General features: G+C 44.4%; 19 protein-coding genes. 10 read left to right on the top strand and 9 right to left on the bottom strand.

Features of this window, described 5'->3' with window-relative positions; genetic code table 11:
• Positions 1 to 272: 272 nt before the first annotated feature.
• A complete protein-coding gene (locus tag QVE09_RS14580; protein WP_315937340.1) occupies positions 273 to 1,265 on the top strand; it encodes a phosphotransferase enzyme family protein in 993 nt (330 codons plus the stop codon).
• Positions 1,266 to 1,414: 149 nt separating this feature from the next.
• On the opposite strand, the gene QVE09_RS14575 is transcribed toward QVE09_RS14580, so the two are convergent.
• The gene (locus QVE09_RS14575; RefSeq protein ID WP_315937339.1) at positions 1,415 to 1,915 is read right to left on the bottom strand and encodes an AAA family ATPase; all 501 of its coding nucleotides are present in this window, start codon (positions 1,913 to 1,915) and stop codon (positions 1,415 to 1,417) included.
• A gap of 189 nt (positions 1,916 to 2,104) precedes the next feature.
• Positions 2,105 to 2,305 (bottom strand): hypothetical protein, encoded by a 201-nt coding sequence (locus QVE09_RS14570; RefSeq protein ID WP_026080945.1) that lies wholly within the window; start codon positions 2,303 to 2,305, stop codon positions 2,105 to 2,107.
• Between the two features lie 216 nt (positions 2,306 to 2,521).
• On the opposite strand from QVE09_RS14570, the gene QVE09_RS14565 reads away from it, so the two are divergent.
• The 3 genes from QVE09_RS14565 to QVE09_RS14555 all read left to right on the top strand — a co-directional run bounded on the left by QVE09_RS14565 (position 2,522) and on the right by QVE09_RS14555 (position 5,235).
• The gene (locus tag QVE09_RS14565) at positions 2,522 to 2,977 is read left to right on the top strand and encodes a hypothetical protein (RefSeq protein WP_315937338.1); all 456 of its coding nucleotides are present in this window, start codon (positions 2,522 to 2,524) and stop codon (positions 2,975 to 2,977) included.
• A gap of 547 nt (positions 2,978 to 3,524) precedes the next feature.
• Positions 3,525 to 4,532 (top strand): ROK family protein, encoded by a 1,008-nt coding sequence (locus tag QVE09_RS14560; protein ID WP_315937337.1) that lies wholly within the window; start codon positions 3,525 to 3,527, stop codon positions 4,530 to 4,532.
• A gap of 58 nt (positions 4,533 to 4,590) precedes the next feature.
• Positions 4,591 to 5,235 (top strand): sugar O-acetyltransferase, encoded by a 645-nt coding sequence (locus QVE09_RS14555; RefSeq protein WP_315937336.1) that lies wholly within the window; start codon positions 4,591 to 4,593, stop codon positions 5,233 to 5,235.
• Positions 5,236 to 5,293: 58 nt separating this feature from the next.
• On the opposite strand, the gene QVE09_RS14550 is transcribed toward QVE09_RS14555, so the two are convergent.
• The 3 genes from QVE09_RS14550 to QVE09_RS14540 form a co-directional block, all read right to left on the bottom strand.
• On the bottom strand, positions 5,294 to 7,114 hold the full coding sequence (locus QVE09_RS14550; RefSeq protein ID WP_315937335.1) for an ABC transporter substrate-binding protein: 1,821 nt from the start codon (positions 7,112 to 7,114) through the stop codon (positions 5,294 to 5,296).
• A gap of 73 nt (positions 7,115 to 7,187) precedes the next feature.
• On the bottom strand, positions 7,188 to 8,699 hold the full coding sequence (locus QVE09_RS14545) for an ABC transporter permease (protein ID WP_315937334.1): 1,512 nt from the start codon (positions 8,697 to 8,699) through the stop codon (positions 7,188 to 7,190).
• 35 nt (positions 8,700 to 8,734) lie between these two features.
• A complete protein-coding gene (locus QVE09_RS14540; protein ID WP_315937333.1) occupies positions 8,735 to 10,177 on the bottom strand; it encodes an ABC transporter permease in 1,443 nt (480 codons plus the stop codon).
• A 150-nt stretch (positions 10,178 to 10,327) separates the two neighbouring features.
• Here QVE09_RS14540 and QVE09_RS14535 point away from each other — a divergent pair, with 150 nt between their 5' ends.
• A complete protein-coding gene (locus QVE09_RS14535) occupies positions 10,328 to 12,079 on the top strand; it encodes an ABC transporter ATP-binding protein (RefSeq protein WP_315937332.1) in 1,752 nt (583 codons plus the stop codon).
• A 111-nt stretch (positions 12,080 to 12,190) separates the two neighbouring features.
• Here QVE09_RS14535 and QVE09_RS14530 read toward each other — a convergent pair whose 3' ends face one another.
• The 3 genes from QVE09_RS14530 to QVE09_RS14520 all read right to left on the bottom strand — a co-directional run bounded on the left by QVE09_RS14530 (position 12,191) and on the right by QVE09_RS14520 (position 14,933).
• Positions 12,191 to 12,970: a hypothetical protein gene (locus QVE09_RS14530; RefSeq protein ID WP_315937331.1), complete on the bottom strand. Its 780-nt coding sequence runs from the start codon at positions 12,968 to 12,970 to the stop codon at positions 12,191 to 12,193.
• Between the two features lie 110 nt (positions 12,971 to 13,080).
• Positions 13,081 to 13,842 carry a LuxR C-terminal-related transcriptional regulator gene (locus tag QVE09_RS14525; protein WP_315937330.1) on the bottom strand — a complete coding sequence of 254 codons (762 nt, stop codon included), beginning with the start codon at positions 13,840 to 13,842 and terminating at the stop codon, positions 13,081 to 13,083.
• 26 nt (positions 13,843 to 13,868) lie between these two features.
• Positions 13,869 to 14,933 (bottom strand): suppressor of fused domain protein, encoded by a 1,065-nt coding sequence (locus tag QVE09_RS14520; protein WP_315937329.1) that lies wholly within the window; start codon positions 14,931 to 14,933, stop codon positions 13,869 to 13,871.
• 122 nt (positions 14,934 to 15,055) lie between these two features.
• On the opposite strand from QVE09_RS14520, the gene QVE09_RS31540 reads away from it, so the two are divergent.
• The 5 genes from QVE09_RS31540 to QVE09_RS14500 all read left to right on the top strand — a co-directional run bounded on the left by QVE09_RS31540 (position 15,056) and on the right by QVE09_RS14500 (position 21,728).
• Complete coding sequence (locus QVE09_RS31540; protein WP_397387040.1) at positions 15,056 to 15,238, top strand: antitoxin Xre/MbcA/ParS toxin-binding domain-containing protein; 183 nt, start codon at positions 15,056 to 15,058, stop codon at positions 15,236 to 15,238.
• A gap of 291 nt (positions 15,239 to 15,529) precedes the next feature.
• Positions 15,530 to 16,987 (top strand): glycoside hydrolase family 1 protein, encoded by a 1,458-nt coding sequence (locus tag QVE09_RS14515; RefSeq protein WP_074096040.1) that lies wholly within the window; start codon positions 15,530 to 15,532, stop codon positions 16,985 to 16,987.
• A 192-nt stretch (positions 16,988 to 17,179) separates the two neighbouring features.
• Entirely contained in the window at positions 17,180 to 18,604 is a 1,425-nt protein-coding gene (locus QVE09_RS14510; RefSeq protein ID WP_091028057.1) for a glycoside hydrolase family 1 protein, read from the top strand.
• Between the two features lie 233 nt (positions 18,605 to 18,837).
• Positions 18,838 to 19,689: a BglG family transcription antiterminator LicT gene (licT, locus tag QVE09_RS14505; RefSeq protein WP_036617363.1), complete on the top strand. Its 852-nt coding sequence runs from the start codon at positions 18,838 to 18,840 to the stop codon at positions 19,687 to 19,689.
• Positions 19,690 to 19,817: 128 nt separating this feature from the next.
• Positions 19,818 to 21,728, top strand: a complete 1,911-nt coding sequence (locus QVE09_RS14500) for a beta-glucoside-specific PTS transporter subunit IIABC (RefSeq protein WP_315937328.1) — start codon at positions 19,818 to 19,820, stop codon at positions 21,726 to 21,728.
• Positions 21,729 to 21,804: 76 nt separating this feature from the next.
• On the opposite strand, the gene QVE09_RS14495 is transcribed toward QVE09_RS14500, so the two are convergent.
• Positions 21,805 to 22,710, bottom strand: a complete 906-nt coding sequence (locus QVE09_RS14495) for a LysR family transcriptional regulator (RefSeq protein ID WP_315937327.1) — start codon at positions 22,708 to 22,710, stop codon at positions 21,805 to 21,807.
• Positions 22,711 to 22,861 lie beyond the last annotated feature (151 nt).

Genomic DNA, 22,861 nt, shown 5'->3' with positions numbered 1-22,861 from the left:
AGCTGAAATAGATAAATAAGGCACAGAATTCAGAATGATACTCAAGTAGACAGCCGGCTAAATAGTCGGCTGTTTTTCAGTTAAGCTAACGGGCAGGTTAGTGCAATAGATCAACCATTTTAGTTGACTGTAAAAAGTTGGATTAGTATGATTGCTATGGAATAGAAAAATCTTGAAAGTGGGGCTTTCGCATGTCACCAGGCATTCATTTTATTAAATTTAGGCAACAGCGAGTTAGGCCATAATTTAATCTTTATTACTAAGGAGAACTAATGGACCCAAAAATAAAATTATTGTTCTTGGACGAACATGCTGCAGAAGGCGCCGCGCGTTATGGGGTCAGCCAAGAGGAACTCACTTTCATTGGAGGTTTTCAAAACTTTATATATTCCTATAATCGCGAAGACTTGAAATATATTCTCCGTTTCACTCCGAGCACTCTTCGCACGGCGGAAGGACTTGTAGCAGAAATGGATTGGATTCATTATCTTTCAGAGAGTGGTATAGCAGTGTCAGAACCGATTTCTTCAATTAATGGAGAGTATTGTGAACTAGTTCGAGGAAATAAAATGGATTTTTACGTAACATCCTTTAAACATGCACCAGGCCGTAAAATCGGATATCCAGAATGTCTAGGCAATTCTATGCTTTATGAAAAGTGTGGACGTATAACGGGCAGACTTCATGAATTAGCGAAGCTTTACAACCCTACGATTGCCAAAAGGCACACTTGGGAGTTTAATGAATACCTCTTACGAGCCGAGGATTATTTGCCGTCAGAACTTCAACCAATCCTTATTGCCCTTGATGAACTTAAAGTACAATTGGCGAGTCTGCCTGTTAATGCAGATAATTTTGGTTTGATCCACGGAGATATTAATGTGGGAAACTTCACGATCAATGAAGCTGGGGGATTAACTCTCTTTGACTTCGACGAGTGCCAGTACAGTTGGTATGTCGAGGATATTGCTATCCAGCTGTATTACTTGCTATATGTATTCGGAGAAGATTCGAAATTCGAACGAAAGGACCAGTATGAACTTTTCATAAAGCACTTCAAGCTAGGCTATATAGAGGATGGTCGACGAATGCCAGACAACTGGAAGGATTTGTTGAAGCTATTCCTTAGACTTCGCGAAATCATCGTGGTTGTCGGTATGCATCGGAGCTGGGATTTAAGCAAACCAGATGACTGGACCCGCGATTTCTTGCAAGATAGTAGAATGAGGATTACTAAAGGTATCTCGTTGATCGATGAGTTTTGAACGACTAAATGGAGGATACTCATTGAACTAACGGGAAACGTTAGTTCAATGAAACAAACAAAGCAGCCGATCATTGTGATTGGATGCTTTATTTAACAAGGTAATTAGATTGGTCGAACTGGGCGGTTTTGTACAGTGCGAAGAAGTGATCAGCTAGTGGAGTTGGCAATGAGCTCAAGCTCGTTTACAACTTCATCAAGCGGCTTCCTGGTATCGATCTCAACAGTAGCTCCAGCACGTAAGAGAGGCTCAACACTAGCGACGTTTTGTATAATTTCTTCACGTTGTTCGACAGTTTTTCCATAATCATTCGTCTTACGGGAAGCTATACGTTCAAGGATTATTTCGAGGGGGGCGCTTAACAATACTACTGCATCAAACATCGGGTAAAACTTCCCCTGATTTGATACACAACCCGAAATGAATAAAGTACCTTCACTATGTTCAGTGAGCAGCTCATCAATTCGATTCTCGTGCCATAACCACCCAGAACCATCCACATTCTCGCTCCAACCATCATAATCGGTGTCGATAACTCTATACCCCCTATGAGCAAGTTCGCCCAGAACCGTTGATTTACCTGTACCCGACATTCCTGTCACCAGAATTATCATCTTCTTTTTTGATATTGAGCCCGAAGTATTTGTCATATTTTCACTCCCTTTATAAGAAAGTCAGGTAAGTAAGCTTATCAGGAACCAAGTCCAGCTGGGATTTGACCTATTGGAAAAATAAATGTGTGTTTTGGCAAACTTATGGGTTAAGCCACAACTAACTAATCTAAATGATTCAAATATGTAAATAGCAAGGGAGGCGTATTCCGCCTCCTTTTTATGATGTTACTTTTGATCCGAGTGTGGATCTTGATTAAATCTTTGAGAGATTTTTTTCTCTGTTTTCTTACGCCGTATCCAGCGCTTGAGTATGCCTTCTTCTTTGCGTTCTTGCAGTGTTTCCTTCAAACCTTGAATCATAAATTCCGATCTTCGTCTGTCATCCCGACTAATCTCGCGTAATTCCTTAATAAATTTGTCGTCCATATCTGCCTCTCGCTTATTCAGGATAATCCCATTATACCGAACGTACGTTCTTTTATCAAGTTTTTCCATTACGAATGATTTTCGAGATCAATATCGTGAAAAGAAGCACAGGAACAATACGCGGCATGTGTGAGAATGGTACTAGAGGGTTTGATAATAATCCGCCTATGAATGACTGTATGAGGTTGAGAAACGAGAGACCGGAAGGAGAAATTCATGATGAAGCAGCGTATACGCAGATCGTGGTTACTCATGTTGATGCATGGAATGCTGGGGATTGGGGCGATCGTTGGAGGGGGCATTTTAATCCTCGACCCATCCGGAAGTATGGTGAATTTGCCCGCATCTTTGTTGGAGAATTCTCCGTTTTCCAGTTTTTTGTTCCCGGGGATCATTCTATTGCTGGTTCTTGGCGTGATGCCTACAATGATTGCTATTTCGCTCATCCGCTACGTTCATTGGGGGCTGGGTGAGAGACTGAATCTCTATCCTGACCGCTATTGGGCTTGGACTTTTTCGTTGTATACGGGGTTTGCTCTCATCATCTGGATTATGGCGCAGGTGTACTGGATTCAGGATGTCTCTATCATTCACTTGGTCTATTTTGCATGGGGAGTGGGTATTCAAGTTGTGACCTTATTGCCCGGGGTACAGCGTATCTATTCGAAATAAACTGCTCGCATGTTGAATAAATAGCTGCCAACGGAATCTCTGAATGATTCTGATGGCAGCTATTTATTATGGGAAACGAGATGATACGTGTTGTTGTAGTCATGTTGTCCACATGTTCCTTGGACTGAAAAGGGCTCGGATAAATCTAAATCATATTGACAAAGAACTATTATCCTCGCATACTTACGTAATATACTTTATAAAGTGTATTTATTAATAGAGAAATAATCACATGTGATAAGTATCGCAAAATCATAATCCGTATGAAACAGGGAGGTAAGTATGGATGGTATACGTTATTATGGCAGTTATAATTTGGGCTGGTACCTATGCAAGTATGGCCTTGTCAAATCAGCCGATGGAAGTGAAACCTGTGAAATCGATGGATGATTTGTTTGAGTGAACAAAGTGGCTCTGACGATTTCGAACCATTGCCAGCATAGTGGAACTCATGCGTTCGAGTAAGTCATTATGATATGATATGGAGTGAAATGACATCCATACCATTGCTTTGGCTCAATTGAACCAGAGTAGAAACGAGAGGGTTATGAAAAAAGCCAACGCTACAATGATGAAATACATCAATTTGAATAATGTGCGTGAAGTCATGCAGCAGATTGAAACGGCGACCAAACCGCAATTAGCTTCACTCACCAATCTTAGTGTTGTTACCATTAATGCGCTGATCCAGGAGTTATGTGATGGCGGAGAGTTGTTCCAGGATAAAGTGGTTCCCTCTAACGGCGGTCGTCCTGCTCAGGCATATCGATATAATTATAACTTCAAGCTTGCTTTGGTTCTTTACATCAAAGAGATGAAAGGCCAGGAGTTGATTTCGGCAGCGGTCATGAATCTGGAGAATAAGGTTGTGCTGAAGGAAGAGAGCATCTTGCCTGCTTTTGATAAACAGCATGTGCTGCAACTTATCGCGCGTTTCGTTACGGAGTACCCCGCCATTGATATGATCGGCATCGGTATTCCGGGGCAAGCCGTAGATGGGGACATCACGGTGAGCAGTCATGAAGAGCTTATCCACTCACATCTGATACGGGAGATCGAGAGCGAGTTCCAACTGAACGTTCTCGTGGAGAATGATGTTAATGCAGCGATTAGCGGATACTGTACACAGCATGCGGATATGAAGGAACAGAGTGTAGCAGGAATTTATTTTCCGAACCGATACCCGCCGGGTATGGGCATGATGTTGAATGGACAGATGATCCGCGGGAAAAACGGGATGTTTGGTGAGATCAAGTATCTTCCTTATTCGCCTGATTGGCACCGTGACATGAGCAAAGATGATTTTGTAGTGAACGTATGTCACATCCTTCAAACGATTAATGCCGTCGTTGCCCCGCACCAGATTGTCATTTATCAGGAACGGGTGGAGAGAGAAGAGCTGGATTTGGCGTGGAAACAGTACGGGAAGGATCACCCCATGCCGTCGTTGCCCGAGATTGTACATCAGGACTCGTTCCAACATGATTTTGATGCTGGGTTACGAGGAATGGTGCTTCAGGCGTTGAAGTCAGGCATTCTATCAGAAGCCTTATAACCCAAAGGTCATGTCTGTGGCTTTTATTTTATATGCTAACTCTTGTAGAGGAGGATTCATGATGCGTGAAGAAGAGAGAATTATGAAGGGCGTGTTGTTTAGTCCAAGTGATCCCGAATTAAAGATCATCAAAAGGCGGGCCCATAATCTCAGTCAGCGTTACAGTCAGACCTTTGAAGAACAGACGGAGGAAAGGAATCAGATATTGCAACAGCTACTGGGGCAGGTCGGTGAAGGTGGATTCATGCAAGGCCCCATCTTTTTTCATTATGGTATGCATACCCGGATAGGCGATCACTTCTTCGGTAATTACAATCTGACGATACAAGACGACGCGCAAGTGACGATCGGGGACTATACCAGTTTTGGACCCAACGTTACGATTGTTACCCCCATTCATCCCATGATTGCCAGCGAGCGGAGACAGATGATGGACCAGAATGGTGATGTGAAGTCGCTATGTTATGCCAAACCGGTCACGATTGGTAACGATGTATGGATCTCGGCAAACGTTACAGTATGCGGGGGCGTAACGATTGGAGACGGCTGTGTGATCGGAGCAGGTAGCGTGGTGACTCGTGATATTCCACCGCATTCTTTTGCAGCAGGCGTACCGTGCAGAGTTATTCGCAAAATTACTGATGCGGACAGCATGCGAAACTACCCCGATGTTCTGGCAGATTGCCGTGTGCTGGAAGAATAAAAAAGGCTGTCACCAGGATCTGTAGATGATCCGGTGACAGCCTTTTGTTGTTGTACGTTTACTTGGAGGCGTTATAGTTACTCAAGAATTCTTTTACTTTTGCAGGATCAGCTTTCAATTCATTCCCGGTCTGAACGAGCGGGCTTACTGTGGAATATGCTTTGAGTTTGTTGTTCTTGTAGAAACTCAAAATCTCATCCTGATTAATGGAGTACAGCACGGCTTTTCTCAGGTCACTGCTCTTGGCGACTTCACGATTGGCCGTATTAAACAACAGATAGGAGACAGCGTTACTTGGAAGACTTTGCAGTTTCAGTTTGCTGTCATTTTCGATGATGTCATACTTGGTTTCAGGTACACCGTAGTATAAGTGAATTTCACTGCTGCGAAGAGCAGAGAGGGCGCTGTCTGCATCCGCGATGAACCGGACGTTAACCTGAGCAATTTTCGGCTCATATTCCGTGCCTTTACGGTAAGCCGGATTTTTTAAGAATACACCTTCATAGTCATTTTTATAAGACAAAATATAAGGTCCGCTAGTGTAAAGGGTGTTATTGTATGCTGCGCCTTCAGTCACCGTGTTCTGATCACCGTAAGGAATATCTTTGTTGACGTCAAAGGAAGCTACATCATATGTGTTGATGCTCTCCACCTGTTTTTTGGACACGATACCCGCAGATTGGTGAGCCAAATAGTTCAGTACTTGCGGGAAAGGTTCAGTTGTTGTCAGTTTAACGACCTGATATTTACCTGCGCTATTATCTGCTTTGGTTTTGTCCGTCACGAGTTCTGTAATTTTGCTGTCCAATCCTTGTTCCAATGCTTCGAGGATTGTGCCGTTGCCGCTGGATTGTTTAATGGATTGCAATGCACTCAGATCCGTTACAACCTCAGCTTCTTTGATGTGTTCATGCAAACTGTACGTCCGGTGATCCGGAACGGAATCTTTATTTTTAGCACGATCCAGGGAGAAGATCACATCATCTGCACCGACACGTTCTCCAGTATCTACAGCTTTTTTGTTATCAATCTTCGCAAAGTTGATATCGTCTCTAAGAATGAAGTAGTAGTCTGAATTACCTTCAGCAATACTGAAATTATGGGACAGTGATCCTTCTGCTGTCAGCTGATCGTCATCTGTCAGGTTAACGAGACGTACATACATATTCGTGTTCAACTGGTTAATGGAACCGTCGTTTCCTTTGATTGGATCAAGGGAAGTCAGTACGGATGCACTTTGCGTCAGAATCAACGGATCTTTGGCATTTTTGGAGCTGTCCTTGAACTCAATCGGTTCCCAAGCCATGGCGCGGGATTTGGAGAGACGAACGGTGTCGACATTCAGAATGTCTTTGTTCACAGCCTGACTTTTCAGGGAAATGTACAGAGGAGCGATATACGCCTGATCCGTTACCAAGCGATCTTCTAATTGTTTGTACGTGTCTTTGTACTCATCTGGAGTTTGAGTAGCTGCCTGATCGATGAGTTTATCAAGTTCCGCATCTGCAAGGATGCTGTAATCTCCACCTGTTTTGAAAAGAGAACGTACCGCATAATCGGGATTTCCCGTTACCGTTGTCCAGCTGGACAAGGCAATGTCATAATTACCTGCATCTTGCTGGGATTTGAAGCTACCGTAATCCGGCTGCAGGTTCAACTTCACATTGAAGCCGTTTTTGGTCAGCTGGTCGCGCACAATGTTTACATCATTTTCGGAAGAACTCATGGCGAGCAGTTCAATGTCTGCCGGTTTTTGTGCAGTTTCTGTTGCGTCCGCTGGTGCGGTCTCCGCCTGGGATTCGGTTTTCGTTTTTACGCTGCAGCCGGAAATCACAATGACGAGAATTAATAGCAATGAGATCAGTATACGTTTTTTCATGGGATTACCCTCCATATATTGAATGTGTGATGTGTGATTTCTTTTTTCTATATCATTCATTTCAACAACTCGTTTAGGCCTTCTCCAGCTTGGGATCAAGCGCATCACGCAGGCCGTCACCGAGAAAGTTAAACGAAAGAACCAGCAGAATAATAGCCAAGCCTGGATAAATCGCCAGATAAGAGTGGGTTTCCAGGTATGTACTGCCGAGCTTCAGAATGTTACCCCATTCCGGAATATGCGGCTCCACGCCGAGTCCCAGATAACTCAAACTGCTGGTAGCAATAACGGCTCCACCAATCGTGAGTGTGGATTTGATAATCATGGGCGCAAGGGAGTTGGGAATAATGTGTTTGAAAATAATCGTACGATTGTTGTACCCCAGTGCACGTGCAGCTTCCACAAATTCAAAAGTAGATACATAGAGCACACTGGCTCTCATGGTACGGGCGTAAGTTGGAATCGAACCCAGACTCAGCGCCAGAATGAGATTGACCGTATTGGCTCCAAACGCCGCAATAATGGCAATGGCGAGCAGAATTCCCGGAATGGCATAGAGAATATCGAGCAGCCGCATGATGATGTTATCCGTATGCCTTCCGTAGAAGCCGGAGAATGCTCCGAGGACTCCACCGATCAATACAGGAATGATGGTCGACATGCAACCTACGATTAAGGAGATCCGGGCACCAAATACAATCCGGGAAAATAAACATCGTCCGAAGTCATCCGTTCCCAAGGGATACGCAAGGGAAGGCGGTTGAAGCAGAGCCGAGTAGTTATTTTCCACAGCCATGCTGTAGTCAAAGGTAAAAAAGCTGCAGATCGATATCGAGAACAGAAAAATGATAAAAAACAAACCGGACATGGCAGTCATATTCGGAGCAAGGCGCTCCCACAGATCGTTCCAGAAGTTTGATTTTTGTTTCCCCTGTCTGCGAATGCGTCCAATGATGGAAATGCCGAGCAATAGTGCAAATACATTACCAGTGATCGAGGTCAGAATCAGTATTACACTGACACCGATCATCCAGCGAGGGAGGATAGAGGTCGCGTTATATCGGGACACGATAAGCAGTACGACCAGGTCGATGACCAGAATAAATATCAGTACCGCCATAGCCGGAAGAAAGTTGTCAGCCACATAGGGTTTGAAAACATTTAATGCGGATACACCGATGACGAACAGCTGGGTTAATAGCATATACACCGCAAAGGTATACTCCACATTCCTAGATTTTCGAATCAGATGAAAGGCTGCCGTTACGATAAATATATTGCCTGAAATGATGGCAAGTAGCTGAACCCAGGCTAACCTGCGGGTCAAAGTAGAGATCGTACCCGTACGGATCAAGTCTTTTCGAATCCGAAGGGTGATGACACTTTGGACCAGTGTGAAGAATACATAGATCCCAAGTATCGTTAGCAGAAATGGTTTGAATGTCTGTCCGCTCCAGTCATAACTGTTGAACAGCAACAAGGCAGTCAAGAGAAGGGACGTGATCCAGGCGAAGCTCGCCTGACTGTATTCTCGAGAAGACTTAAGCCGGAAACGCATTTCTTGTGTTAAGGACGAGTTTGTCATAATACACCTGCTTTAAGAGGTAGTTCAACACACCTTTAATATTGTTTCATCTTGGAGCGCACTCTTGGATCAATAAAAGCGTAGAGCAGATCAACCGCTACATTGATAATGGAGATCGTAATGGCCGTGTAGATTACTCCGCCCATGATACTCGGAATATCGGGGATAAATTGCTTATCCACAATGTAGCTGCCGAGACCGCTGATATTAAACACTTTCTCCGTCACTGCTGCCCCGCCAAGCATGGCTCCGAATTGAAGTCCAACCACCGTTACAATTGGAATCAATGCATTACGTACAGCGTGTTTCAGCATGACCTGACGTTCGCTTAACCCCTTGGCGCGGGCGGTCATGACATAATCCTCATGAATGACTTCCAGTGTAGAAGACCGGGTCATCCGTGCCACCGCAGCCGTAAGTCCCGTGCCCAGCACAATGGTTGGCATAATGATCGACAGCCAGTTCTGCGGGTTGAAGGTGGCGGGAAGCCACTGCAATTTGATCGAAAAGTTCAGAATGAAAATAAGTCCTTGCCAGAAATTTGGGATCGATAATCCAATCAGAGCGATGAACATAAACGTATAATCGAACCATGAATTAGGCTTAATCGCTGAGATAATACCGATGGGTAATGCAATGACGAGTGCTAGCAGCAGGGAGATGACTGCCAGCGTCAATGTAATTGGAAACTTTCTTGCAATCGTTGCTGTGACGTCTTCATTTCCTGCAAAAGATTTGCCAAGGTCGAAGAGAGCAACTCCCTTAATATTGTTCCAGAGCTGTGTAAGATAAGGCTGATCCAAGCCATACACCTGATTGAATGCTGCAATCTGTTCCTGCGTTGCTGTCTCTCCGAGAATGTTAGCTGCCGGGTTGAACGGAGACAGATACAAAATCGTAAATACGAGTGTGGCTACGCCCAGAATGACAAATACCGTCATCAGTATTCTTTCAAATATGTACTTTAGATAAGGATTTCCATACAAAAAGAGGATGCCATACATCAGACAGCCAGGAATAATCGATATCGTGAAAAACCACGGTTTGTCGATAAGGGTGTGGAATGTATCGGCCATCGTAAGACGTTGACTTCCCTGTTCCTGAAGTATGCGAGAAGTCCGCTCCTTCAACTCTTTCTGAACCGTTTCTTCCAACCATTCCTCGGTCTGACGCTTGAATTCTCCCTCACTGACCTGCTGCTGGAAAAAAAGATGTTTGCGACGCAGCTGTTCTTCGACTTCCAACTTCAGCTTGTTCCGATAGGAAGAAGCGAGCAGTTCTTGCTCAGCCGTCTGCCTGGCAGCTACCCAGCCGTCATTTTTTCGATTCGAACGCCATATTAGAAACACGACCAGATTGATCGGTAATCCAAGAATGAACAGAACATATCGGTAGGAAGTATGAAGCAGCATTTTGCCATAGATAAAGCTTAAATTGTGCACCAACCGCGAGAGTCTGCTGCTTTCTGCAAGATTCAAACCAAGCGTGCCTCCTTTCATTCAGGTTTAAATTGCATTATTCCGATTGATATAGTATATATTATTTAGGGTCTAAACAATTGTCAAGGAATTAAATGGTATACATATGAGATGAGTGAATGTGAAAAACGGATGAGAGCTGGTGATGACATGGAACCTTTACTGAAAGTTAATGATCTATCTGTCTCTTTTCACTCAGGAGAGAGTGAGTTTCAGGCAGTGCGAGAAGTGAGTTTTGAAGTGCGCAAAGGCGAGACACTGGGCATTGTAGGAGAATCGGGCAGCGGAAAAAGTGTAACTGCACGTTCTATTATGAGATTGCTTGCATCGCCGCCTTCACAGATGAAAAAGGGAGAGATTCTGTTCAAAGGGGTCGATCTGGCGAATAAAACGCAGAAAGAGATGGAGAGCATTCGTGGGCGTGATATTGGTATGATCTTTCAGGACCCGATGAGTTCTCTTAATCCGACTATTAAAGTGGGTAAACAGATCTCCGAAAGTCTGATCAAACACCAGAAGGTGTCCAAAAGGGAAGCCAAGAAACAGGCGATTGCCATGATGGAGCGGGTGGGGATAACTCGTAGTGAAATACGCTACAACCAATATCCACACGAATTCTCCGGAGGCATGCGTCAGCGGGTCATGATTGGTATTGCACTTGCTTGTCGTCCTGAATTGCTCATTGCCGATGAGCCGACAACCGCACTGGACGTTACGATTCAGGCACAGATTCTTAATTTGATGAAAGATATGCAGGACCAACTGGGCACATCAATTATCCTGATCACACATGATTTGGGTGTGGTAGCAGGCATGTGTGATCGGGTTGTTGTTATGAAAGAAGGACAGATTGTGGAAACCGGGACAACAACAGAGATTTTTGCTAATCCCAAACACCCGTATACGATTAGACTTCTGAATGCATTACCACGTCTGGATCAGAAGAAAAAGCCGAAACCGGTATCAATGGTCCCGAGAGATCTGGAGGATGATCAGCCGTTGCTTGAGGTGAAATCACTCAGACAACATTTTAATCTGGGCAAAGGTAACACCTTAAAGGCTGTTAATGATATCAGTTTTCATATTCGTCAAGGAGAGACACTCGGCGTTGTAGGGGAATCCGGCAGCGGAAAATCAACCACGGGGCGTGCGATTCTGCGGTTGCATGAGCCAACAGGTGGAGATGTCCTGTTTAAGGGAGTTCCGCTTAATCGTCTGTCAGCCTCGGAGATGAAAACGATGCGCAGACATATGCAGATCATCTTCCAAGACCCCTATGCATCTCTGAATCCCAAAATGAGGATTATGGATATCATTGGAGAAGCGCTTGATATCCATCAGCTTGCAGGTAATGCCGCTCAGCGGGAGAAGCGGGTGGAGGAATTACTGGAGATGGTAGGTCTTGATCCCACCCATGCGCAGCGTTATCCACATGAATTCTCGGGTGGACAGAGACAACGGATCGGTATTGCACGAGCCCTGGCTGTGGAACCTGAATTCATCGTATGTGATGAGCCGTTATCTGCACTGGATGTGTCGATACAGGCTCAGATCGTACAATTGCTTGAAGAGTTGCAGCAGCGACTCGGATTGACGTATCTTTTCATCGCGCATGACTTGTCCATGGTCAAACATATCAGTGACCGAGTGGCTGTCATGTATAACGGGAAAATTGTAGAGCTGGCCGAGAGTGAAGAACTTTATTCCAACCCGCAACATGCCTACACCAAGGCTTTGCTATCTGCTATTCCTGTGCCTGATCCTGCGGTAGAAGCGAAGAAAAAGAGACATGTTATGAAAGAAACAACAAGAGAAAATGTTGAAGTAGAGGACCGTTATAATCTCGAACATTCCAAGTGGGTAGAAGTGACGGATGGACATTGGGTTGCCATATCTGGCTAGTGTCAATATATAGTCTTTTTCAACGACAAAAGAACCCCGACGATGATCTCCACAGATCGTTATCGGGGTTGAGTTATATGTTCTTCATATAATGGCAGTAATCGAAAACGATTATTTGAATTGAACCGATTTCTTGATGGTATCAATCTCGGCTTTGGTCTTATCATCCATGTAAGTGAAGATGAAGTTGAAAGCATATCCTTCAATAATTGTACTATAGTAATCTTGAGTTATTGTTGAACCGTCACCTGCATCCATCGTGATTTGCATCAGATCCATCTCTTTACCACCGATGGTTTCCGTTGTCATTTCCTTATAATCGTAAGGGAACTGGCTATCCACCATGAATTTTTTGGTTGCTTCGAGGTAGTCTTTACCTGTACGAATGCCTTGCAACAAGCTTACTTTCTCAGCAATGGCCATAGCGGAAGGGCCAACTTGACCGCCGTCCAATGGGTACTTTGAAGCCATAAGCAGATTCAATGTTTTGGTCTGAGACAGTTCAATTTGTTTTTTCTTCGTTTCATCATCACCAGCAATCGCTTCGGATGAAGCACTTGTCAGCTCATTCATGCCTGCAGCATCCTGGAACTCCCATGCTTCCGGGAATTTCAGAGATACGCCGAAATAGTCATTGGTGTAAGAACCTTTTTCCGTAGTCCCCAGCTCAACGTCTTGGGAATTATCAGTTTCTTTGGACTCTTCGCTTGCTGGTTCTGTGTTCTCTGTTTCTTCTGTATTGGCTGTATCAGAATCAGTTCCAGTTGTTGTTTCTGTCGGGGTAGACTCTTCTGTTGCGGCTGTGTTATCTGCTTTGTCACCGCAAGCGGCGGCAACCAGCATAATCATAATGAGCATGGCGAATAAAGAAGCTTTTTTTGGAATTGTCATATTACCCTCCTGAAATGTGTGTGTTTGTTTTTCTCTCTACATGTTGCCTACTTCCTAAATTGTAGCACAAACGTTCTCATATACTACCTATAGGAATCTATAGGGGTCTTCTATACATAAGACATTCGGCTGGCAATTGAAACAGCTTCTGTGCTGGATTGCACACCTAATTTGTTAAAAATCACTTTTTTGTGATGATTCACGGTGTATTCCTTGATCTTTAATTTCAAAGCAATGGCTTTTACCGTGAGGCCTCCGGCTATCATCTCCAGAATGGTTAACTGACGCTCGGTGAACTCTACCGTTGGTTTGTCGCACAGTTCAGCAGTCTGTTGACTCTGATAACAGTTCTGCATGTAAGCTGGAATTAGCTTGGCAATGGCAATCAGTTCACCTTGCATATCTGCATTAATGGTGGACACATCCAGATAACCTACATGTTGCGATCCCATGAACAGAGGTGCGGCGTAACAATGCCAGCTTTGAAAATAAGGACTTTCATGCTGCTCGGGCAGCAGCACTACAGGCTCGTTGCTGTTCATCGTTACAGATATGGCGTTAACTCCACAGCTCTGTGCAGTGAAGAACATGCCCGGACGAATGGGGGAATGTTCTACTACAGCTTTAAGATCTGAACTGTAATTCATGGAGAGGAGCACACCGTTGGTATCTGCGAGTAGAAAAAGATAAGTGCCCGTTAAATTCTCTTGGATAACCGAGATGCTGTTCTGGAATGCATGAATCAGGAAATGATTGATTTTACGAAGCCTATCCAGACTGGATTTCGGTAAATAATCAAACGGAGCCGTTCCTGCTGCATGCGAGCAGGTCGGGGACTCTTCGTGTCGTGTGGCAAATGTAATGGCAGGCATCTTGTTTCCTCCTTGCTGCACAGTTCTCATCCAATCGTTTGAATGACGTGTCCTTCCTGATCCTTGATTTCTGTTCTAACAATCTGAACGAGAATATGATCCAATGAAGTTATCTCGAATGTTCCTTCAACCGGGCGCAGGTTCTCTGCCAGCTCCTCAACAATTTGTTTGTTCACCGTCAGGGTAACTTGTCTGTCCGACTCCAATACGGCTGGATGTTCTCCTGCTTCGAACAGAATACTAGTATCAGGTCCGATCAAGGATAGAGAGGCGCCTTTCAAAATTCGGCTACGAAGGATGGTGCCAACTAATACGGCTTGTTTGGCTCCAAGCTGGAGTTTGGCCGGAACCGATTTTTGCAGCAATCTTTTGCGAGGAGACTCCCAAGCCAGTTGTTGTATGAATAAAAACGCTGTGCTGGACCCGTCTTGTTCCATCCCATGCTCAACCGCTTGTATAACCGAAGGAATATCTGCGTACGAATTTCTCATCAGATCCGTCACATATTTGGGCATGAACATGGCGGAGGCAGACAGGAAGCCACGAGCATTCCAGCTTTGAATCATTTCCAGTTCCCGACCTGTAATGCCAACCATCTGAATAAATTGCACTGAACCATTAGGCGTGGAGATCGCGGGTAGATCCGAGTCTTCAATAAACGAGAGAGCGGTTAGCAAAGTATCGGACTCCAGACAGATGGGGCCATTGGCGTCCATGTAATCTCCTGGCTGAAAGATATTTCCGCTAGTGAACACGTAACGTCCTACATTCTGTAGCAGATTCAGCGCCCAGGCTGGCGGATCAGTCTCCTCTTCACTGCGTGTAAGACGAAATGTGAGTTCAAAACCATACCCGCTCTTGGATGCATCCTGCATCTCTTTTTCATATAATTCAGAGAAACCATATGTGACAAAGTGCCAGTGAGGCATAGGTGTGTTCACCGCATAAACGCTAATGCCATCGAGTGGATCGGGACCTCCGAGCATATAAGGAATGGATGTGCCATAATGCTTCGGCTCCTGTTCTCCATATAGTTCTCCGACGGCTTTGTCAATCGCATCCCAACCGGATGTGTTATCTTCATGAGTCATTATTGAATCCTCCTTGACTGTTCTTTCCCCCGAAAAACATTTGAAATTAAGTCTACCTGTTACAGAAACGGATTCAAGCGGCTTAAGGATGAATTGTGTGAAATAGGACCACAGGGTTACAAATGGCGATATGGGGAGTGAAATTACATGAGTATGAAAGGTATCTATTTAAAATGGGGGAATGCGCTTTTGAATGGATGGCGAAAGATATCCCGGCTTTAGGGGACCAAAGTCCCGCCGCTTACCTGGAAACGGAGGAAGGAGCGCAGGCATTAAGGGCAGCCATTATGCGTATGCCGCGTTAATTTTTCTTATGGAGTGTATGTGCGAACGATCCTATGATCCAGTGAAGTTGATTTTGCAAAATAGATATGTTACGCTTACATTACAAGAGCAAATACAACAGAATATGCAATAACATCTTTTGATGGATTGTAACTGTGAAGACAGGCAAAACCTAAACTGATGGTGAAATGAAGGCCCCTTTTTTTGGTGCTATTTTACCTTGAGTTTAGGTTTTTCTTGTTTTCTGCTCTAAATTACACAATGTCTCACCTGGAAAAACCAAAATAAATTTCGAAAAGAGGTTGTTGTTCATGACCACGGCAAAAAAAGGATTCCCCGAAAACTTCCTATGGGGCGGCGCTACAGCTGCCAATCAATTGGAGGGTGCATTCGATAAGGACGGCAAAGGCCTCTCTACAGCGGACATGATCGCTCATGTTCCCAAAGAGAAGCGTACAGGCGGACATGCCATGGAAATTTCCTCTTCCCGAATTGAAGAGATCCTCTCCGGCAAAATCGAAGAACGTTTCCCGAAACGTTTTGGTATCGATTTCTACCATCACTTTAGAGAAGATATTGCATTGTTTGCTGAAATGGGCTTTAAAGTATTCCGTTTGTCCATTCACTGGGCACGTATTTTCCCGAACGGTTATGATCAAGAGCCAAATGAAGCTGGTTTGAAATTCTATGATGAAGTATTCGACGAATTGTTGAAATATGGCATCGAGCCGCTCGTTACATTGTCTCACTATGAGACACCGCTTGGCTTGACGCAAAAATATAACGGTTGGGCTGGCCGTGAAGTAATCCAGCACTATGTTCGATATGCAGAAACGGTGTTCAACCGTTATAAAAATAAAGTGAAATACTGGCTGACGTTTAATGAAATTAACGTCATGCTGTTCAGCCCGTACACTGGCGGCGGCATTCTGATCGATAAAGTGGACAACAAGCTGCAAACAACATATCAAGCGCTGCATCATCAATTTGTAGCAAGTGCATTGGTAACGAAGCTTGCACACGAAATTATCCCAGGTTCCCAAGTGGGTTGTATGCTTGCTCGTATGGAAACCTATGCAGCAACATGTAATCCGGTAGATGTTCGTCTGGCTCAACACGAGAATCAGATCAACCTCTTCTTCACGGACATGCATGCTCGTGGTAAGTACCCGAACTACATGGCTCGTTATTTTGAAGAGAATGACATCGTGATCCAAAAAGAAGCAGGCGATGATGAGATCTTGCTGAACAATACCGTTGATTTCATCTCCTTCAGCTACTACATGTCCGTAACCAAATCTGCATCCGCAGACAAGGAAGAAACATCGGGTAACCTGACTGGCGGCGTGAAAAACCCTTATCTGGAAGCATCCGACTGGGGCTGGGAGATCGATCCGATCGGTCTGCGTGTAACCCTGAACAACTTCTGGGATCGTTACCAGAAACCATTGTTCATCGTAGAAAATGGTCTGGGTGCATATGACCGTGTTGAAGAAGACGGTTCGATCCATGACTCCTATCGTGTGGATTACCTGAAAAAACACATTGAACAAATGAAAGAAGCGATCAAAGACGGTGTGGATCTGATTGGATTCACAGCATGGGGCCCGATTGACCTTGTGAGCATGTCCACTTCTGAAATGTCCAAACGTTATGGTTTCATCTACGTGGATCTGGATGATGAAGGTAACGGTACACTCAAACGTTCCAAAAAGGATTCATTCGACTGGTACAAAAACGTAATCTCCAGCAATGGTGAGCAACTGTAGTTCTCTCATTTCCAGGATTGTTACCGCATTAGAAGCGGGCAAAACCTAACACGAAAGTTGGTATTCAAGGAACCTAATGTTCCTGACTGCCCTTTTAGTTGGAGATTGTCCGCTTTTTGCTGTCGGCAAAGGATAGAGTAATGCTTTTAAACAAAGAATGAAAATACCGTTAATTAGAGAGGAATGATTGATATGACTACACCATTTCCGAAAGACTTCCTATGGGGCGGCGCTGTAGCAGCCAACCAACTTGAAGGAGCTTATAATACAGATGGCAAAGGCCTGTCTGTTCAAGATGTAATGCCACACGGGATTACAACGCCAAGAACGGAAGCACCTACAGAAGATAACCTGAAACTGATCGGTATCGATTTCTACAACCGTTACAAAGAGGATGTTAAATTGTTTGCTGAAATGGGCTTCAAAGTATTCCGTACATCCATCGCTTGGTCCCGTATCTTCCCTAAAGGCGATGAATTGGAGCCAAACGAGAAAGGTCTGCAATTCTACGATGACCTGTTCGATGAGTGCCACAAATATGGCATTGAACCACTCGTAACGATCTCTCACTATGAGACACCGCTGCATTTGTCCAAAACGTATGATGGCTGGGTTAACCGTAAAATGATCGAGTTCTACGAGCGTTATGTAACAGTGCTGTTTAACCGTTTCAAAGGCAAAGTAAAATATTGGCTGACATTCAATGAGATTAACTCCATCCTGGAGGAGCCATTCATGAGCGGCGGCATCTATACGCCAAAAGCAGAACTGTCCAAACAGGATCTGTACCAAGCGATCCATCATGAATTGGTAGCCAGTGCGTTAGCTGTGAAACTGGGTCATGAAATTATGCCTGAAGCCAAAATCGGCTGTATGGTACTGAGCATGCCTACGTATCCGTTGACTCCGAACCCGGATGATGTGGTCGCAGCGATGCATGCGGAACAGCGCAATGATATCTTTGCTGATATCCATGCACGTGGTTATTATCCGAAATACATTAATCGTTATTTCAAAGCGAATAATATCAATATCAAGTTTGAAGACGGCGATGCTGAAATTCTGAAGCATACCGTAGACTTTATCTCATTCAGTTATTATGTAAGTATCTGTGAGACAGGTGATCCCGAGAAACGTATCGAAGGAAAAGGAAACCTGTTCGCAGGTGTGCAAAACCCTTATCTGAAAGCGAGTGAGTGGGGCTGGCAGATTGATCCGCAAGGACTGCGCGTAACCCTGAACAAATACTGGGACCGTTATCAAAAACCATTGTTTATTGTCGAAAATGGTCTGGGTGCAGTCGATGAGCTGATTACCGACGAAAATGGCAATAAAACGGTGAACGATGATTACCGTATTCAATACTTGAATGACCATCTGGTACAGGTGGGCGAAGCTCTTGAGGATGGCGTAGAAGTGATGGGTTATACGTCATGGGGCTGTATTGACCTGGTAAGTGCTTCAACAGCAGAGATGAAGAAACGTTATGGTTTCATCTATGTAGACCGCAACAATGACGGTTCAGGAACATTGGATCGTTACAAGAAAAAATCATTCCATTGGTACAAGGAAGTTATTAGTACAAATGGCGCAAGTCTTAAGAACAACAACGAGTAAACACTAGTTCTGCAAGCATAGTTGTACAAGCACCTTCATCTGTCACATTAACGCACATTAACCGCTTTCACAAAAACATTGTCATATGGATAATTATATGGTAAGATGGGCCTAAGGCTAATGAATACTGGATTGTTACTGTTCAATCAGGCAAAACCAGAAGCGGGGCATATTTCGTGACCTGCTTTGGTTTTGCCTTTTACTACTTTGACGGTGCAAGGTGATGTGAAGAAATGAAAATTGAGAAGGTGCTGAACAACAACGTAGTTACCGTAATTGATCCGGGAGGAAACGAACTGGTCGTTATGGGACGTGGAATTGCCTTCAAAAAGCATACTGGTGAATCGATTGACGAGAGTCTCGTCGAAAAAATATTCTCGCTTGAAAGTAAGGAAGTATCACAGAAACTTAAAACACTTCTGTCTGATATCCCGGTTGAATATGTCGAGTGCTCGGATGAGATTATCCGTTATGCCGAGACGGTGTTAGGTGAGAAGCTGCATGAGAGCATCTACATTTCACTGACGGATCATATTCATTTTGCCATTGATCGACATCGTCAAGGATTGCAGATCCGTAACGCATTGTTCTGGGAGATCAAGCGCATGTACCGGAAGGAATATGCCATTGGACTCAAGGCGCTACAGATTATTGAGGAAACATTAGGTGTCCTGCTTCCCGAAGACGAATGCGCATTCATTGCAATGCATCTGGTTAATGCCCAGATGAACGGTGAGATGAGGGAAACGATCAGTATTACGAACATCGTTAAGGACATACTTAACATCGTAAGACGTAGCTTTGTGATTGAACTTGATGAAGATTCATTGAGTTATTATCGATTTTTAACTCATCTGAAGTTCTTTGCCCAACGTGTGTTGCAAGGAACGGCGATTGAAGATAAAGAAGTGGATAATCCGCTTCATGACTTGGTGAGCAAGCAGTATCCGGAAGCACATGCATGTGCAGTAAGGATCAGTGACTATACGCGTAAGATCTATAATCGGGTATTGTCTAAGGAAGAAATACTGTATCTGACCATTCATATTGAACGAATTGTCAGAAATGAACAAACAATTGAATAAAGTTGGGATTGTTACTGCTAAAAAGGCAAAACCTAAACGTTGAATAATGATAAGCTTTTCTGCTTTGTCATTATTCAGTGTTTAGGTTTTTTTTTAACCTTCATTACACATAAAAGGAGCAAAACACAATGGATAAACAACAATTGTCCAAGGATATTTTGAAGCTTGTTGGTGGCGAAGATAATATCGATCAAGTCACACACTGTATGACAAGACTCAGATTTAACCTGAATGACAACCAAAAAGCGGACAAAGCGACGCTAAAAAATACACCAGGCGTTATGGGCGTGATGGAGAACGGTGGACAGTTCCAGGTTATCATCGGTAACGATGTGCCTATCGTGTATAATGCACTCGTTGGCAACATGTCCAAATCACCAACCGCAGATAATGCATCATCAGGTGCTTCAACTGGAGAAAAGAAAAAGAGAAATCCAATAAGTGCGTTGTTCGACTTCATCTCAGGTATGTTTACACCAATTCTGCCTGCGATTACGGGTGCTGGTATGATCAAAGGGATCGTGGCCATCCTTGTCGCAGTGGGATGGTTGTCCGATACAAGCTCAACTTATATCATCTTGTCTGCGATTGGTGACGGTGCGTTCTACTTCCTGCCGATCATTCTGGCAATCAGTGCTGCACGTAAACTGGGTAGCAATATGTATATTGCCGCAGCGCTTGCAGCAGGGATTATGCACCCGACCATTACAGCATTACTGGCCGATGGTCATAACTCATCATTTATGGGGATTACAGTCATAGCGGCAACGTATTCTTCTACAGTTATTCCGATTGTTCTGGCAGTTTGGATTGCTTCATATGTAGAGAAAGCCGTTGATCGTGTTGTACATGCTTCACTTAAGTTACTCATTGTTCCAACAGTTACCCTGTTAATTATGGTTCCACTGACGTTGATGACTGTTGGACCACTGGGTACGGTTCTTGGTAATGGTTTGTCTGGTGGTATTTCATGGTTGTTCGACAATATGTCCATCTTCGCAAGTATTCTGATTGGTGGTACGATGTCACTGCTGATCATTACAGGTATGCACTATGCGTTGCTGCCAATCGTTGTTGGTTCAATGACAACACTGGGTTACGACTTTATCATTCCACTGATGTTTGCAGCTAACTTGGCACAAGGTGGTGCAGCATTTGGTGTAGGTCTCAGATCGAGAAATAGCAAAACCAAATCCCTTGCCTATTCCACAGGTCTTACGGCTATTATGGGAATTACGGAACCAGCGATGTATGGTATCAACATGAAGTTCAAAAAACCATTTATCGCAGCTCTTATCGGTGGAGCTATCGCAGGTGCGTTCATGGGGATCTTCAATGTTAAATCGTATGTTATTACAGGACTTGCGGGTCTGCCGAGTATTGCGGCATTTGTCAGTCCAGCAATTAGCACATTGATTTATGCTTTGGTTGGTGGTTTGATTGCCATCGTAGCAGCAGCAATCATTACGTATATCTTGGGCTTCCAAGAAGAAACTGTAGCAGAGCCAGTAGCAGCACCAGTAGCTGAGCCTGCAACACCAGCAGCAACAACTTCTGCAGCTGTAACTGAAGAAGCAAAAGCACAAGATGAGCAAGTATTCAGCCCGATCACAGGTGAAGTTAAACCGCTGAGCGAAGTGCCAGACCCTGCGTTCTCTGAAGAGATTATGGGTAAAGGATTCGCGATTCAACCATCTGAAGGTCGCGTCGTATCTCCGATCAACGGAACCGTGTTCTCGTTATCGAAGAGTGGACATGCCATTGGTCTGGTAAGTGATACAGGCGCAGAGATGCTGATTCATATCGGGATTGATACCGTGAAGCTGAAAGGTCAATTCTTCTCTCCTAAAGTTCAAGCGGGTGCGAAGGTTGCCGTAGGTGATGTACTGATGGAGTTTGACCGGGAACAGATCGAAAAAGCCGGTTATACAACGATTACACCAGTCATTATTACAAACATGCATCAGTATGAGTCCATTGTGTCTGCTGGTCGCACGACGATCAAGGAAAAAGACTTGTTGTTTACAGCTAAAGCTTAACTATAAGAATGAAACAGCAGCTTTACCGGAATGGATGTAATCCGGTAAAGCTGCTGTTTTTTTTGGTTATAGCCTTTTACACCACAGGAAGCATACCCTGTACCAATTGCACAAAGTGTTGTGCAGGCTTGGAGAGATAACGGTTCTGCAGCCAGACCAGCGCCGAGCCAACCGTGGAATGTTGATCCTGAATGCGATATACGTGGAAAGGGTGCTCTTGGTATAGCTGCAGTACCGTGTGAGGCACGATGGAACTGGCGAAGCCGAGTCGGACCAGCTCCAGCAACATATTAATGTCTGAGCACTCGCCCATGATGGAGGGTGTGACCTGATGCTCACGGAATTTGTCCAAAATTAGCTCGAACATACCAAGTCCTTCTGTACTTGGAAGCAGTAGAGGGATACCTGTAAGCTGCTTGAAATAAGTCTCCATCTCCGTTCCTGGGGTCATCTCCGTTGGGCTATCCAGCGGTGTTGAAGAAATATAGAAAAGGGGCTCCTGTGGCAGGTGCAGCACCTCATAACGTTCGGTCTGGACAGGCATGCGTACACAGGCAAGTTCAACTTTGCCATCTTCCAGCAATCGGCATAATTGCGCAGATTCATTTTGTTGAATTTTATAGGTGACTTGTGGATGGGTGGTGCGAAACTGTTGTAGTGCTTGGGGGATCAGGCGATCCGATATGGTATTGATACCGATGGCGAGTTTGCCCCGTATGCCGTGACGAAAGCTTTGCATCTCCATTACAGCTTCCTCCATATATTTGGTCAAGGTAACCGCATAATCATAGAAGCTGCGACCCGCCTGCGTTAGTTCCATCATACGCCCTTTGCGTTCAAACAACATCACGCCAAGCTCTTCTTCCATTAACTTAAGCTGCTGACTTAAGGGTGGCTGAGCCATGTGAAGTCTTCGGGCTGCTGCTGTAATCTGTTTCTCCTCAGCAATGGCAATGAAATAGCGACATTGTTTGATATCCAAGTGTTTGTTCTCCTTCGCCTGCAATCTATATGTAATTAGTATGGAAAGCCAACAAAACATGTATTTTTAATATACTACGTTCTTATGTTACCATACATTAGATTTGCATACCTGACTAACAGGGCTTGGTTTCCACATGAATATTACTGCA

Origin of the sequence: Paenibacillus sp. ClWae2A (genome assembly GCF_032452295.1) — a bacterium.
In the GTDB taxonomy this organism is placed as follows: Bacteria; Bacillota; Bacilli; order Paenibacillales; family Paenibacillaceae; genus Paenibacillus.
Note: the sequence above shows the minus strand (reverse complement) of the source record. Positions and strands in the feature narration are given on the sequence as shown.